13 protein-coding genes are annotated in these 15,124 nt (G+C 67.8%); 5 read left to right on the top strand and 8 right to left on the bottom strand.

The window, feature by feature from the left end; translation table 11 throughout:
• Positions 1–26: 26 nt before the first annotated feature.
• The gene (locus IE92_RS0101735; RefSeq protein ID WP_051701478.1) at positions 27–731 is read left to right on the top strand and encodes a TetR/AcrR family transcriptional regulator; all 705 of its coding nucleotides are present in this window, start codon (positions 27–29) and stop codon (positions 729–731) included.
• On the opposite strand, the gene IE92_RS0101730 is transcribed toward IE92_RS0101735, so the two are convergent.
• Genes IE92_RS0101730 through IE92_RS0101705 form a run of 6 tightly spaced genes read right to left on the bottom strand, consistent with a single transcriptional unit; the run spans position 728 to position 8,515 of the window.
• Positions 728–1,756 (bottom strand): ROK family protein, encoded by a 1,029-nt coding sequence (locus IE92_RS0101730; RefSeq protein WP_051701477.1) that lies wholly within the window; start codon positions 1,754–1,756, stop codon positions 728–730. The two genes, IE92_RS0101735 and IE92_RS0101730, sit on opposite strands and share 4 nt — an antisense overlap.
• Complete coding sequence (locus IE92_RS0101725) at positions 1,753–3,360, bottom strand: family 20 glycosylhydrolase (protein WP_051701476.1); 1,608 nt, start codon at positions 3,358–3,360, stop codon at positions 1,753–1,755. Before IE92_RS0101725 ends, IE92_RS0101730 begins: the two co-directional genes overlap by 4 nt.
• A 27-nt stretch (positions 3,361–3,387) precedes the next feature.
• Complete coding sequence (locus IE92_RS0101720; RefSeq protein ID WP_030143151.1) at positions 3,388–4,230, bottom strand: ABC transporter ATP-binding protein; 843 nt, start codon at positions 4,228–4,230, stop codon at positions 3,388–3,390.
• Positions 4,227–6,023 carry a dipeptide/oligopeptide/nickel ABC transporter permease/ATP-binding protein gene (locus tag IE92_RS0101715; protein ID WP_081863797.1) on the bottom strand — a complete coding sequence of 599 codons (1,797 nt, stop codon included), beginning with the start codon at positions 6,021–6,023 and terminating at the stop codon, positions 4,227–4,229. Before IE92_RS0101715 ends, IE92_RS0101720 begins: the two co-directional genes overlap by 4 nt.
• Positions 6,020–6,961 carry an ABC transporter permease gene (locus tag IE92_RS0101710; RefSeq protein ID WP_030143149.1) on the bottom strand — a complete coding sequence of 314 codons (942 nt, stop codon included), beginning with the start codon at positions 6,959–6,961 and terminating at the stop codon, positions 6,020–6,022. The genes IE92_RS0101715 and IE92_RS0101710 overlap by 4 nt, the downstream gene beginning before the upstream one ends.
• 24 nt (positions 6,962–6,985) lie before the next feature.
• A complete protein-coding gene (locus tag IE92_RS0101705) occupies positions 6,986–8,515 on the bottom strand; it encodes an ABC transporter substrate-binding protein (RefSeq protein ID WP_051701474.1) in 1,530 nt (509 codons plus the stop codon).
• Between the two features lie 170 nt (positions 8,516–8,685).
• On the opposite strand from IE92_RS0101705, the gene IE92_RS0101700 reads away from it, so the two are divergent.
• The 4 genes from IE92_RS0101700 (at position 8,686) to IE92_RS17065 (ending at position 13,094) form a co-directional block, all read left to right on the top strand.
• Positions 8,686–9,345: a TetR/AcrR family transcriptional regulator gene (locus tag IE92_RS0101700; RefSeq protein ID WP_081863796.1), complete on the top strand. Its 660-nt coding sequence runs from the start codon at positions 8,686–8,688 to the stop codon at positions 9,343–9,345.
• Entirely contained in the window at positions 9,342–11,582 is a 2,241-nt protein-coding gene (locus tag IE92_RS0101695; RefSeq protein ID WP_030143146.1) for a glycoside hydrolase family 3 C-terminal domain-containing protein, read from the top strand. Before IE92_RS0101700 ends, IE92_RS0101695 begins: the two co-directional genes overlap by 4 nt.
• Before the next feature lie 419 nt (positions 11,583–12,001).
• Positions 12,002–12,535 carry a hypothetical protein gene (locus IE92_RS0101685; RefSeq protein ID WP_030143913.1) on the top strand — a complete coding sequence of 178 codons (534 nt, stop codon included), beginning with the start codon at positions 12,002–12,004 and terminating at the stop codon, positions 12,533–12,535.
• Positions 12,444–13,094 (top strand): LPXTG cell wall anchor domain-containing protein, encoded by a 651-nt coding sequence (locus IE92_RS17065; protein ID WP_156027361.1) that lies wholly within the window; start codon positions 12,444–12,446, stop codon positions 13,092–13,094. Before IE92_RS0101685 ends, IE92_RS17065 begins: the two co-directional genes overlap by 92 nt.
• Positions 13,095–13,168: 74 nt before the next feature.
• Here the strand turns inward: IE92_RS17065 and IE92_RS0101675 are convergent, their stop codons facing one another.
• Together IE92_RS0101675 and IE92_RS0101670 are read right to left on the bottom strand one after the other, a co-directional pair.
• On the bottom strand, positions 13,169–14,542 hold the full coding sequence (locus IE92_RS0101675; RefSeq protein ID WP_030143142.1) for an arsenic transporter: 1,374 nt from the start codon (positions 14,540–14,542) through the stop codon (positions 13,169–13,171).
• A gap of 140 nt (positions 14,543–14,682) precedes the next feature.
• Positions 14,683–15,051: an ArsR/SmtB family transcription factor gene (locus tag IE92_RS0101670; protein WP_051701473.1), complete on the bottom strand. Its 369-nt coding sequence runs from the start codon at positions 15,049–15,051 to the stop codon at positions 14,683–14,685.
• Positions 15,052–15,124: the final 73 nt, after the last annotated feature.

Genomic DNA, 15,124 nt, shown 5'->3' with positions numbered 1-15,124 from the left:
ACCGAATGCCCGTAAGCTTGGGGGTCATGAGCACCTCGGAACGACCCGAACCCGGCACCGCCCCGGCCGTTCTGACGATGGCACAATCGCGCGCCCGGATCCCCAAAAAGGGCTCCAAGGGGGCTCGCACCCAGCAGCGCATTCTCGATGCGGCCCTTGAGCTGTTTGCCGAGTCGGGATTCAACGCGGTGTCGCTGCGGGAGATCGCCGCCCGCGCCGAGATCACCCACGTGGGACTGCTGCATCACTTTGCCAATAAGGACGAGATCCTGATGCGGATCATGGTGTCCCGAGACATCACCGATGAGCACAGCCTGCGCGAGCAGCTCACCGCGCTGCACGAGGCGCAGAAGAGCTCCGAGGATCCGCTGATCGACCTGCGCTGGTACCTGGATCACCTACACCGCATCACCACCCAGCCGCACATGATCCCGCTGTACGTGAAGATTTCCAGCGAGGCCACCGATCCCGCCCACCCCGCCCACCAGCACTTCGTGACGCGCTATCAGACCGCGCAGGAGCTGATCAGCGACTCGATTGCCCGCACCTATGCGCGCCTGGGCATGACCACGCCGCTGGTTCCCGCCGATCAGGCGGCCCAGCATATGGTGGCCCTCTCCGACGGCCTGCAGATTCAGTGGGAGTATGCCCCCGAGACGGTGAATCTGGAGCGCTCGATCCTCACCTATTTGGGTGCGATCGGGCTGCCGGTGGAGACCACAACACGCTAGCTGGCGCGCTGACCGTGATTTCCGGCGGCCCCGGAAGCCTCCTCCAGGTGGCGGATCGCCGCGGCGACAAAGCCCGCATCGGGACCCTCCTCGCCCCAGGCGGCCACACCCGCCCCAACCAGACCGGCTCGTGCCCCGGTGGCCGACGCTCCGATCGGCGGGACCGGCCGCCACGGCAGCAGGGTGCGGGTGCGCGCGCGCAGCGGGATCAGCAGGGTATCCCCTGCCAGGCCCAGCCCGCCGCCGATGACGATGCGGGCGGGATCGAGGATCGCGGTCAGCGCGGCGAGTCCACGTGCCAGCGCGTCCACCGCGTCGCTCCACACCTCGGCGGCCCGGGGATCGGTGGGGATCCGCGCGGCCACCTGGTCGGCACCGGAGGCCACGCCGCCGCGTTCCCGGTACCGGCGGACGATGTTGGCGGCCGACGCGTAAATTTCCACGCATCCGGCCAGACCGCACGGGCAGGCCTCGCCGCCGGGCACCACCACGATGTGCCCAAACTCCCCCGCGCCGCCGGCACCGCCGGTCACAAACCGGTCGCCGTCCACGAGGGCGGCGGCGATACCGGTGCCGATCGGCACGAAGGCCAGCGAGGCATCGGGCTCCCCGGCCGCCGCCAGCGCCGAACGCTCGGCCACCGCACCCGCGCGGGCATCGTGCAGCAGGACCGCGGGCAGCCCGAACTCCGCGGCGATGATGTCGGTGAGGGCGAGGTCGCGCCAGCCGAGGTTTGCCGAATAGCCGACGGTGCCGGTGGGGGTGTCGATCAGCCCCGGCGAAGCGAGGCCCACCCGGTGTGCCTCGCGCCCGCCCTCCCCCAGCTCTCGTTGCAGCTCGGTGAGGACCAGGCGGACGCCGTCCAGCGGGCCGCGCTGCTGTTCCCGGGTGGGGACCGTGATCTCCGCACACACCTCACCGGATCGCGTGAGCGCGGCGCCCTTGATGGTCGTCCCGCCGATATCGATCGCCAGCGCGATCTGCTCGGGGGTCGCGGCCAGGCGCGCGGCGGCCGGGGTGCTCATGCCCGAGCCTCGGCGGTGCCGAAGACCTCGGCCGAGCGATAGTAGCCACCGAATCCGAGCGCGTCCCACACCGGGGTCTGCGCGCGCAGTCGCGCGGCGGTGTCGGCCCACTCTCGGGGCTCGGCCCGCCACATCCGCTCGGCTACCAGCGGGAGGCGCGGCAGAAGCAGGAAGGCCAGGTCGTCGATCGACTCGATCGTCTCGGCCCAGATCGCCGCCTCGACCCCAACCACCCGGGCATCGTTCAGCGCGGTGCGGGCGTGGGCGACGGGATCCCAATCGTTCAGGCCCGAGGTCGGTTCGGCCGCATAGTGCGGGAACCCGGGCTCACCCGCGGCCACGGCGAGCGGGGTGCCATCGGCATCCACCCGGCCCTCGGCGTGCCGGCGATCCAGGTACAGCGGCGAGGAGGAGGACACCAGGATCGGGGTCTCCCGCGCGGTCGCCAGGCCGATATCCCCGGGGGCATGGGCGAAGGTCTTTGCGGCCAGCTCGACCAGCGGCAGGTACTCCTCGGGGACGCTGGCACGCATGGCGTCGGCGTCGAAGGCGTCCTTCTCGGCGATCCAGAATTGCAGCACGTCGCTCGGCTCGAAGACCTCGGCCCGCGCAGCCTCCTGCCAGCCAATGACCCGCTTGCCGAGGCCGCGCACGTGGGCGTGCAGCAGACCGACGAAGTCCGCGTACTGCTCATCCGGCATCCCGAAGGCCTCATCCCCACCGATGTGGAGGTAGGGACCGGGGCTGATCTCGGCCAGCTCGCTCAGGACCGTGGTCGCGAAGGTCACGGCCTCCGGGTTCTCGGGCGAGAGGAACTTCACCTGCGGGTGATCGAAGGTACCGGGGGTATCCAGCTCGGGATAGGCGGCGATCGCCGCGGCCGTGTGTCCGGGCAGATCCAGCTCGGGAATGATCGTAATAAACCGCTCGGCGGCGAAGGTGATCAGTGCCCGGAACTCCTCCCGGGTCCAGTGTTCACGCTCCCCCGTGGCCGAGACCGAGGCGACCCGCGGATAGGCCGTGGATTCCAGCCGCCAACCCTGGGTGTCGCTCAGGTGCAGGTGCAGAACGCTGATGCGGTGATAGGCCAGCAGGTCGATCACCGCCTCGATCTCGGCGGTCGGGTAGAGGTGCCGCACCGTGTCGAAGGAGAGTCCCCGCCAGGCAAAGGCGGGGCCGTCCACGATCGTGAGCGCGGGCAGCACGAGCTCGGAACCCGAGGTGTCCAGCGCCTGCAGGATCGTGACCAGGCCACGGAACGCCCCCTCGGAAGAGGCCGCGCGCAGCAGAACAAGGCCCTCGTGGGTGTCGATGGTGAAGCGCTCGTCGGCGGGGACCGGCCGCGGGTCAAAACCCGCGGCCGGGGCGATCCCGGTGGACTCCGGGTCGAGGCCCAGCTCGACCCGGATCCGGGCGTCGATCCCCACGGCAACGGGCTCGACCTCCACCCCGCGGGTGCGCCGGGCCAGCGTGGCAAACGTGTCCAGGACCGCATCGAGCCCGGGCGCGGCCTCGATCCGCAGGGTCTCACCCAGCGCAATCGGGTCGCCCAGGTGCACCGAAGCGGGCAGTGGAACCAGGGGTGAGGGGGTTGTGTGTGTCATCAGGGGAGGGCTTCCTTACCGTCTGGATTATCGCGGGGTGGACGCAAACTCGCGCTCATAGGCGGCCCGGCGCGCTGCCTGCTCGGCGGGCTGCGCGATCGGGGCCGAGAGCAGGAGCTTGCGGGTGTAGGGGTTCTGCGGGTTGTCGGTGACCCCCCGCGCGGTGCCGGTCTCGACGATGTCGCCGCGGTAGATCACCGAGATGCGGTGGCTCATATAGCGCACCACCGCCAGGTCGTGCGAGATAAAGAGGTAGGACACCCCGGTCTGCTCCTGGATCTCCAGCAGCAATTCCAGCACCGTGCGCTGGGTCGTCAGGTCGAGCGCCGACACGGCCTCGTCGCACACGATCAGCTTGGGGCTGATCGCCAGCGCCCGGGCGATCGCGACCCGCTGTCGCTGACCGCCGGAGAATTCCCGCGGCAGCCGCTCCAGCGCATCCGCGGGCAGGGACACCCGATCCAGGAGCTGGCCCACCCGGCGCCTGGCGTCGCGCGAGGTGTAGCCCTGGGCGAGCAGCGGCTCGGAGAGGGTGTCCCCGATCGAGATGGCCGGGTTCAGCGAGGTGTAGGGATCCTGGAACACCACCTGAATGTCTCGGCTGAGCGAGCGGCGGTGCCGGGCCGAGAGGTTGTCGATCCGCTTCCCCTGGAAGAGGATCTCGCCCCCGGAGACCGGGGCCAGCCCGAGGATCGCCCGGCCGATGGTGGTTTTGCCGGAGCCCGACTCCCCCACCAGCCCCATCGTCTCGCCCTCACGGACGTCGAGGGAGACGCCGTGCAGTACCTCGTTGGGGGACTTCCGGAAGCCCTTGCTGCCAAACGCGACGCGCACGTCGTTGACCTCAAGGAGCGAGTTTTCCCGGGTCATGCGGAGACCTCCGTGGATCGGGGCTGCCATTCGGGACGCGCGTCGACACCGTCGAGTGCGGCCCCCAGCAGCTGGCGGGTATAGGGGTGTTCGGGGGTAACCAGGATCTGTTCGGTGGTGCCCTGCTCGACGATCCGACCCTGCTGCATGACCGCCACGCGATCGCAGAGGTCGGCAACCACGCCGAGGTTGTGGGTCACGATCAGCACGCCGATGCCGCGGTCCGCGCGCAGGCGACGCAGCAGGCTGAGCACCTCGGCCTGAACGGTCACATCCAGCGCGGTGGTGGGCTCATCGGCCACCAGCAGGTCGGGGTCGCAGGACATGGCCCCGGCGATCAGCACGCGCTGCGCCATGCCACCGGAGATTTCATGCGGGTAGGCGGCGAAGGTGCGGGCGGGATCGGCGATCTCCACCATCTGCAGCAGCTCCAGCACTCGCGCCTTGGCCGCCTGCTTGGAGAGTCCCAGGCGCACGCGCAGCGGTTCGGCGAGCTGATCGCCGATCGTGAAGGACGGATCGAGGTTACTCATCGGCTCCTGCGGCACATAGGCCACCACGGTGCCGCGCAGCTCGCGGTGCTTCTTCTCGGCCAGGCCGATGACCTCGGTGCCCTGAATGGTCACGCTGCCGCGGGAGACCGATCCGCCCTCGGGCAGGATGCCCAGGATCGAGAACGCCGTCTGGCTCTTTCCCGAACCTGACTCCCCCACCAGGCCGAGGATTTCCCCGGGCTCGATGTCCAGATTGATGCCGTGCACAACCTCTCGGTCGCTCCCGTCGGCCAGCTCGTAGCTCACGGCCAGGTCGCGGATCGAGAGCAGCGCACCGCGGGTTTCCGGGGCCGGCACCGAGGTGCTGGGAACCACGTCCGCGGGGGCGGCGTTCTTGTTCTTGCGGCGGCGGGCCGCGGGGGCACCGCGCTCGCCCAGCACGTCGGAGAGACCGCTGGCTAGCAGCACCAGCGAGGCACTCGTGAGGCCCAGAGCCAGACCGGGCCAGAGCAGCAGCAGTGGCGCGCGCTGAATGTTCTGGAACGCCTCGTTGAGCATCGCACCCCAGGTCGGGGTGTCGCCGCTGGAGATTCCCAGAAACTCCAGACCCGCCTGCAGCCCGATGGCCACGCCGGCCACCAGAGCCACCTGAATGATGATCGGCGCGCGTACCACGATGAACACGTGGCGACCGATGATGCGCCAGTCCCGCAGACCCGACACCCGGGCGGCGTCCACATACAGCTCGTTGCGGACATTGCCCACGATGCCGCGCACCAGGCGGAAGAAGCTCGGGGCCACCAGGACACCCATCACGATCATCAGGACCCAGACGGTCGGGCCGAGGATCGCCCGCGAAGCCAGCAGCACCACCATCGCCGGGAGGGACATCACCAGGTTCACGATCCAGCTCGAGGCCGAATCGAACCAGCGCCCGTAGTAACCGGCGATCAGACCGGTCGGGATGCCCAGGACCAGCGCCACGATCAGCGCGATGCCCGCACCGCTCATGGTGTTCTGGGCACCCCAGATCAGGCGGCTGAAGACGTCGCGCCCGGCCGAGTCGAAGCCCAGCAGGTGGGTTCCGTCGGCGGGACCGAAGGCATCCTTGAGCGAGGAGGCACCGGGATCAAACGGGGCAAGCAGCGGCGCGAAGATCGCCACCAGCACCACGAGGGCCAGCACAATCGCCGCGGCCACGGCCAGGGGCTTGCTCAGGAAGCGGCGGAACGCGGTGACCGGGCGGGCCGTGGGGGCCAGCGCAATCGCGGCGGTCGAGTCCGGAATGGGATCACTCATGCGAGTCTCGCTTTCGGGTTGAGCCAGCTCACCACGACGTCCACGAGGAGGTTAATAACCACCACGCCGATCACCGTGAACATCACCAGGCCCATGATGATGGGGATATCACCCCGGGTTGTATAGGAGACGGTCATGCTGCCAATACCCGGCAGACCGAAGATCTGCTCGACGATGACCGCGCCGCCCAGCATGCCCACAAACTGCATGCCGAGCACCGTGAGGGCGGGGGCCGAGGCGTTTCGCAGCACGTGCCGGAAGATGATCCGGCGCGGGCTGAGCCCCCGCGAGCGCAGCGTGCGCACGTAGTCCTTACGCATGACCTCGATAACCGAGGCGCGCACCTGCTGGGAGACCCCGGCGATCGATCCGACCGAGAGCGCCAGGATCGGCAGCGTCACGGTGGAGAGCCAGCCCGCCGGGGAGGTGAAGAAGTCCACGTAGCCGATCGCTGGGAACCAGCGCAGCTGTACCGCAAACACCAGCACCATGATCAGGGTGACCAGGAAGCCGGGCAGGGCGTACCCCACGACCCCGATGATCTGGACAAACCGGTCGGCGGCGCCGCGGCGCACACCGGCCCAGATCCCCAGCGCAAACGAGACAACCGCGGTGATCAGGGTCACACCCACCATCAGGGAGAGGGTGACCGGGATCCGGTTGCCAATCGCGCTGAGCACATTCTCGCTGGTAAACCAGGACGAACCCAGGTCACCGCGGAGTGCGTTACCCAACCAGGTGAGATACTGCACGAGTACCGGCTGATTGAGCCCGAGCTCCGCGTTTTTTGCGTCAACGAGGCTCTGCTCCGCCGCCTGACCGAGCAGGACACGTCCCACATCGGTGTGCGGGGCGGAGAGCAGAAGGAATGTTATTGCCGAGATGACAAACAGCAGGACGATACTCGCCAGGAGCCGTCGAATGAGAAAGGAAATCATGGTCGTGGGGACGAGCCTTACCTGTTACTTGGCCGGGGTGTAGTTGTAGATCGACGGCACGGCCATACCCGACTGCTGGGTCACGTTAACGCTGCCGTCGGTGACCAGGGCATAGGTCTGGCGATAGAAGGGAACAAACCACCCCTGCTCAACAATGTGCTTGTTGAGCGCCTGGGCGTCGGCCTTCGAATCGGCGACGGACTCGTGCTGAATCTTGTTCACCAGTTCGGTGGCCTCGGGATCGGTGTATCCGAAGATGTTGAACGAGCCCGGCAGCAGCTGGCTGGAGATCATCAGCCAGTCGTTTGCCGGCTGACCGAGGCTCAGCACGAGGCCGGGGAAGCCCTTATCGGTGAAGATCTGCTTGAGTGCGGTGGCCTGGTCGACGTCCTGCCAGGTGAGCTTCACACCCACGGCGGCGAAGTCGGCCTTGAGCGAGGCGGCGAGCGCGTCGTCCACGATGGCCGCCATCCGCGGCAGGGTCAGGTCGAACCCGTTGGCGTAGCCTGCCTCGGCCAGGAGTTCCTTGGCCTTCTTGGGGTCGTGGGTGTAGTAGTTGTCCAGCGACTTGTCATAGCCCAGGGTGTCGGTGCCAAACATCTGGCTGGTGGTGGTGCCCAGTCCCTGACGGATCTGCTTGAGCATGGTGTCGCGGTCGATGGCGTAGTTCAGCGCCTGACGCACGCGGGCGTCGCCGAGCGCGGGGACCATCGCACCGGCGCGGTCAAACAGGATGATGCTCTGCACGTCGACGTTGGAGTCCTGGATCTTCAGCTGTGCGTCCTGCTTGGCGGCGGCGCGCTGATCGGCACTCTGCAGCAGCGCGGTGTCGATCTGACCGGTCTTCAGGCCGTTAACAATCGCGTTTTCGTTGTCGAAGACGCTCAGGGTCAGCGTCTGATAGGGCAGCTTGTCGCCCCAGTACTTGGGATCACGGTCGTAAACCCACTTGGTGCCGATCACGGTTTTACTTTTGTCCAGCTGATAGGGGCCGGTACCGTCCGGGGTGGTTTTCAGGGCGTCCGGGTTGGCAAACGCGGCCGGGTTGGCCATCAGACCCGCCGAGTCACTCAGGCGGAACAGCAGGCTGGGGTCCGGGGCACTCAGCGTGATGGTGACGTGGGTGGGGTCTACGACGGTGATTTCGGAGATGTTTTTGAGCCCCTTGGAATCGCCACCGGTGCTGGTTCGGAACCGGTCCATGTTGGCCTTGACCGCTTCGGCATTGAAGGGTGTACCGTCGTGGAACTTCACGTCGTCACGCAGGGTGAGGGTGAGCTGGGTGTTGTCGGCGTTGTACTCCCACTTGGTGGCGAGCATCGGGGTGAAGTCCCCGTTGGCCTGACGTCGAATCAGTGTGTCATAGACCGCCTGGAAGAACGGCACGTTGCTGCCGGTGGCGGCGGTGGGGTCCAGGCTCTGCGGGATACTTAGCGTGGCGATGTTGAGGGTGTCGGATGCCGCCGGAGATTGAGCTGCGCCCGCACATCCGGACAGCAAAACACCCGTGGCGAGGGTGAGTGCGGCAAAGCCACTCCACTTTCCAAGTTTCATAGTTCTAAACCTCGTTGCTTAGATCACTGATCGAAATCGGGATCGGGTTGGGGGTCCCCAGTTGGGGTGTACGTCATCCTATACACATTTTTCTACCATGTGGTACTTTTTATTTTCAGCGGGGCATTCGCGCCGCCGCACACCGAATTTCAGCGAGGAGATGAGACCCTGTGACCCCCACGCCCCCGACTCGCAAGGGCGGGCAAACCCGCACCCGCATCATCGACTCGGCGTTTGAGCTGTTTGCCGAATCGGGCTTCAAGGGCGTCTCGATCCGCGAGATCGCGGCCAACGCCCACATCAGTCACGTAGGTCTCCTGCACCACTTCGGCAGCAAGGACGAGCTGCTACTCGAGGTGCTGCGCCGCCGAGACAGCTCGGATATCGCCGAGCTGCGCGACGGTGCCCACGGGCTCGAGGTGCTTGAATGGGCGCTGCATGTGATCCACGACAACGTCTATCGCCCGGGCATCGTCTCGCTGTTTGTGAAGGTGTCCAGCGAGGCCACCGACCCCGAGCATCCGGCGCACGTTTTCTTCGCCGACCGCTACGAGCTGCTGTGCACGGTGGCCGGACGCGCCTTCGCCGAGCTCTTTGCCGAGTCGCCGCCCCCGGTGGACATCTCCCCGCTGGATGCCGCACGCCAGTTTGTCGCCCTCGCCGACGGCCTGCAGCTGCAGTGGATGCTCGCGCCGGACCGCGTCACGACCTACGATTCACTCGTGGTCTTTCTGCGCACCCTGGGGATCACCCCGCGGCCGGCTCCCAGTTTTCCCGAGTATCGCCCCGGCGTTACCGCGGGCCACCCCGAAAGGACACCGATTCGATGACATCCCCTTCCCCCGACTCCCCCGCCGAGCTGACCCTCGAAGAAAAGGCCTCGCTCACCTCGGGCAGCGCCACCTGGTACTCCACTGCCGCCGGGGACATCCCGCGCCTGATGCTCACCGACGGGCCGCACGGCCTGCGTCGCCAGCAGGAGGGCGGCGACAACCTCGGCATCGGCGACAGCGTCCCGGCCACCTGCTTCCCGCCCGCCGTGGGCCTCGGATCCTCCTGGAACGTGGACCTCGCCCACCGCATCGGCGAGGCGCTGGGCCGCGAGGCCCGCGCGCAGGGGGTGCACGTGCTGCTGGGTCCGGGCATGAACATCAAGCGCTCCCCGCTGGGTGGGCGCAACTTTGAGTACGTGTCCGAGGACCCGCACATCACCGGACGGATCGCCGCCGCCCTGGTGCGCGGCATCCAGTCCCGGGGCGTGGCCGCAACCCCCAAGCACTTTGCGGTCAACAACCAGGAGACCGACCGGATGCGGGTGAGCGCCGATGTGGATGAGCGCACCCTGCGCGAAATCTATCTCCCGGCGTTTGAGCACGTGGTGACCGAGGCGCAGCCCTGGGCGCTGATGTCGGCCTACAACCGCATCAACGGCACCTTCGCCAGCGAGGATCCGGCGCTGCTCACGGACCTGCTGCGCGGCGAGTGGGGCTTTGACGGCGTGCTCATGTCCGACTGGGGCGCGGTGAATGACCGGGTCGCCTCGGTAGCCGCGGGCCTCGATCTGGAGATGCCGCCGTCGGAGACGGATGCCGAAATTGTGGACGCGGTCAACAATGGCACCCTCGACGAGGCCGTGCTGGACACCGTGGCGGAGCGCCTGCGCCTGCTGGGCGCGCGCACCACCGACCCGGCACTCGCGACCGATCCGGTGGATGTGGACGCCCACCACCGCCTGGCCGCCGATGCCGCCGCCGAGGCGATGGTCCTGCTGCGCAACGAGGGCGACCTGCTGCCGCTGGATCCCGCCGCCGGCGCGCGGATCGCGGTGATCGGCGAGTTCGCCCGCACCCCGCGCTATCAGGGTGGCGGATCCAGCCGCGTAGTTCCCACCCGCCTATCCGGCGCCCTCGAGGAGATTACCGCGCTGATCGGCGCCAAAAACGTCGCCTTTGCGCCCGGATTCTCGCTCACCGATACCCCGGACACCGCCGCGTCCCTGGCCGAGGAGGCCGTGAACGCGGCGACCGGCGCCGAGCAGATCCTGCTGTTCCTGGGCCTGCCCGACGGCTTCGAATCCGAGGGCTTTGACCGCGACACCCTGGCGCTGCCCGCCGGGCAGCTCGCGCTGCTTGAACGCCTGACCACCCTGAACATCCCGATCGTCGTGGTGCTCTCCAATGGGGCCACGGTCGAGGTGGCGGAGTGGGCATCCTCGGTGGAGGCGATCCTGGAAACCTGGCTGCTGGGCCAGGGCGGCGGCCTGGCCACCGCCGAGGTCCTGTTTGGCCTGTCCTCCCCCGGCGGCCGCCTAACCGAAACCATCCCGCTGCGCCTCTCGGACACCCCGTCATTCCTGCACTTCCCCGGACGCGACGGACACGTGGGGTACGGCGAGGGCGTCTATGTGGGCTACCGCCACTACAACACGCTGGATGTGCCGGTCGCCTATGAGTTCGGCTTCGGCCTGGGCTATACCCGCTTCGACTTTGCCGATCTCGCCGTGGTGCCGGGCACCGATCCCCACACCTGGGTGGTGTCGGCCACCATCACCAACGTCGGCAAGCGCGCCGGATCCGAGGTGGTTCAGCTCTATGTGGGCACCACCGAGGGCACTCCGACCCGTCCCGCGCACGAGCTGCGCGGATTCGCCAAGGTGCACCTGGCCCCCGGGGAAAGCGAGCGGGTAACCCTGAACCTGAGCGCCCGCGACTTCGCCACCTGGGACTCGGGTCAGCACCGCTGGCGCGTGGATGCCGGGGCCTACACCGTGCAGGTCGGCTCCTCCTCCCGGCGCATTCATCTGAGCGAGACCATCGAGGTGCCCGGAGACGGCTGGGTGCCCGAGCTCAGCGAGTACTCCACCGTGGGTGAGTGGTTTGCGCACCCGGTGGGTGGCCGGCTGCTGCAGAGCGTTCGGGATCGAATGGAGGCGTTTGCCGCCGGCGGTGCCCCCGAGCTGCTGCGGATGGTGGAGCAGGTGCCGATCATCAAGCTGGTGTCCTGGAAGATGGGCCTGACCCTGGAGCGGGTGCGCGAGATGGTGGCGTTTGTGGCCAGCCAGCGCTAACGGCGCCCCGCACCGTGCCCCGCCTCCGCGCCGATCGTTCGGCTCGGGGGCGGGGCGTTTGGGCATCCCGGGTCCACTCGGGTAACACGGGCGAAATATTCGCTACACTGCTTCACGTCTCCTGGGATTTTCCACTACGGTGTCAAGCGATTATTCGCATCACACCGACACCCTGCTGTCGACCCATGACGCTGCGAATCCACCCCGATTGGATCCTGTGAACCCCTCCCCCCCTCCGCGCGGGCACCCGAACCCGCCGCGCCACCGCCACCGGCGTCGGCGTCGGTCTGGCACTGACCGAGGGCGATCGCTCCTGGGAATTCTCCGCCAGCACCACCGATCTCGACCTGAACGAGGGCGGAACCTCGACCCTGACCCTGACCGGCAACACCGGCACCGAGCTGTACGGCAACTTCACCGTGAAGCTCGTGCTCACCTTCCAGGGTAACTATGGGCGCTGGTCGTACTCGATCACCGGGGGCAACACCGCCAACGTCACCTCGACCCTGTTCGCCAACCTGGGCTCGGATCAGAGCACGCAGACCGAACAGAAGGGCAACACCCTCCTCGCCTGGGATGGCCCGGAGCTCTTCGGCCCGGTCCTGGGCTTCGCGGTGGACACCAACGGTAGCGCGCCGACCTTCACCCCGGATGCCACCTTCCCCAGCAACATCAGCATCGCCACCACCGGTGCCAGCACCTTCACCACCACGGTGCTCGTGCAGGACTATGTGGCCGGATTCGAGTCCTCCCAGCAGGCGGCCCTCGACTTCGTGCGCGGCACCCTCCCGGCACTTAAGCGGCACTTTGGTGAGACCACGGGGGGTTCGGGACTCGCTGATCCCGCTCACCGGCACCACCGTGGACGCGAACGTCGCGATTTCGCAGGATGTCGAAGCCTCCTTCGACCAGCGACTGATCGACTTCCACTATTTCGCCCACCCCACCTATAAGCCGGTGATCCACGTGGGCACCCTGCCCGCGGGTCTGCAGCTGACGGCCACGGATAACCTCGAACCCGAGTTCCCCGCGCTGGCGGCCCGCGCCGCGGGTGACCAGCCCGTCGCCCCGATGACCTTCACCCTGTCCGGCACCGCGACCACCCCCGGTGTCTACACGGTCCCGGTGACCGTGTACCTGATCGAGCGCGACCCGCAGGCACCGATGGACCTCCAAGCACTGCGCGCGGTCCCCGCGGTCAACGATGAAGACCAGCCGGGCACCAACCCGCTCGACACCTCGGTGACGATCACCGTCAAGGCCCGGGCCGTGAATCCCACGCCAACCCCGAGCCCAACCGCCTCGACCCCGGCTTCGAGCACCCCGACCGCCTCGGCGCCGGCCGCTCCGCCCGGGACCGCCTCCCCGTCGGCACACGCCGCCGCGGTTGCGGGCGGAATCCTCGCCCACACGGGTGAAAACGCCGCCGGGTTTGCCCTGCCGATCGGTGCCCTGATCGCCCTGGGCGCGGTGCTGTTCATCGGCGCCCGTCGCCGCCGCGCGGTGAGCTAGTACCCCACCACACCCCTCGCATCCGTCCGGTTCCCCAGGGAGCCGGGCGGACACCGCGGTCGCGCGCGGGTGCGCTATCCGACGATCAGCAGCCAGCCGGCCAGGCTCGCCAGCGAGATCACCAGCACCGGCAGGGTCAGCACGATGCCGGTCTTGAAGTAGCGCCCCCAGCCGATGTGGATGCCGCGGCGATCCAGCACGTGCAGCCACAGCAGCGTGGCCAGGCTGCCGATCGGGGTAATCTTGGGGCCGAGGTCCGAACCGATCACGTTGGCGTAGATCATCGCCTCGTGGGTCAGCCCGGTGGCCCCGGCGGCGCCGATGGCCAGGGCCGCGATCAGCACGGTGGGCAGGTTGTTCATGATCGAGGCGAGGATCGCGACGATCACGCCGACACCCAGGGCGGTGATCCACACGCCGTGGTTGCCCAGCTCGGCAAACACCCCGGCCAGGTGATCGGTCAGGCCCTGATTTCGCAGGCCGTACACCACCAGGTACATCCCCACCGAGAAGATCACGATCTGCCAGGGTGCCTCGCGGACGACCTTGGTGACCGAGATGCGCCGCAGCCGCACGCTCCCATCGGGTGCCGTGCCCGCCCCCTCACCCGCTTCGAGGGACTTCGCCCGGCTAAAGAGGAACGCGGGCTGCCGGGCGGCCACCAGGATCAGCGCAAGCGCGCCCACGGCGGTCACGATCGAGAGCGGGATGTGCAGCGGATCGGCCACAAAATAGCCCACCAGCAGCACCCCGAGCACCACAAAACCGGCGGTGAAGGTCAGCGGATCGCGAATCGCCGAGCGCGGGTCGGCTGCCGAGGCCGGATCGTAGCGCCGGGGAATCGAGCGTCTGAACGCCAGGTAGAGGACGCCGAGGCTTGCCGCCACGGTCACGATCCCCACCGGAACCATGACCAGCGCATAGCGGGCAAAATCCACCCCGAAGTAGTCGGCGCTGACGATGTTGACCAGGTTGGAGATGACCAGGGGCAGGCTGCCGGCGTCGGCAATAAAACCGCAGGCGAGCACAAACCCCAGCGAGGCGCGGGCCGAGAATTTCAGGGCGAGCAGGATCTGGATCACGATCGGGGTGAGGATCAGCGCCGCCCCGTCGTTGGCAAACAGCGCCGAGATCACCGCCCCCAGCAGGATCACCAGGACAAACAGCGCGCGACCGTTACCGCGTCCCCAGCGGGTCACGTGCAGGGCCGCCCACTCAAAGAGTCCGGACTCGTCCAGGATGAGCGAGATCAGCACGATCCCCACAAACGCGAACGTCGCGTTGCCCACGATGTCCCAGACGGTGGGGATATCACTCAGGCTCACAACGGTGGTGAGCAGCGCCAGCGCGGCACCGCCCAGCGCGCTCCAGCCGATGCCGAGTCCTCGGGGTTGCCAGATCACCAGCACCAGGGTGATCACAAAGATGGCGATGGCAACAACGGTCACGTGGGGGCTCCTTGGCCTGCGGGGATGAATAGATTATGCGCCCCGATGGGGCCTCGGGCCCGGCGCGGCGCAATAATTTCGAGTCGGGTGGGCCGGGCCGGGTCCGATCACAAGGGGTGACGGCGAGGGCCGAGCGGCTCCTAGAGCGCCTGCACCTCGGCACCCAGCGCGGGCAGCGCGCCGGGAACCAGACCAAAGTAGGCCCAGGTTCCGCGCTGCTCGCGGGTGAAGATGCCCGCCTCCACCAGGATCTTCAGGTGGTGGGAGACGGTGCCCTGGGTGAGTCCCAGCGGCTCGGTCAGGTCACACACGCACGCCTCGCGGTTGGCCTGGGCGGACACCAGGGAGATGAGCCGCAGGCGGGTGGGATCGGCGATCACCCGGAGTCGGGAGGCGAATTTTTCGGCCTCGGTGCGATCGAGCGCGGCCGCCGCGCCCCCGGGCTCACAGGTTTCGGCGCGTCCCGAGATATCGGTGAGCGCCAGGGTGAGGGATGGGGTGCGCGACACGAGGTCTCCATTTCATATTGATGAGCATCAATGTATAGTCATCCTATACATTGATCCCCGTCAATATCCACCC

The organism is Mycetocola saprophilus (assembly GCF_000718085.1).
Taxonomy (GTDB): domain Bacteria; phylum Actinomycetota; class Actinomycetes; order Actinomycetales; family Microbacteriaceae; genus Mycetocola; species Mycetocola saprophilus.
The sequence above is the reverse complement of the archived record's forward strand: the minus strand, read 5'-3'. Positions and strand labels throughout refer to the sequence as shown.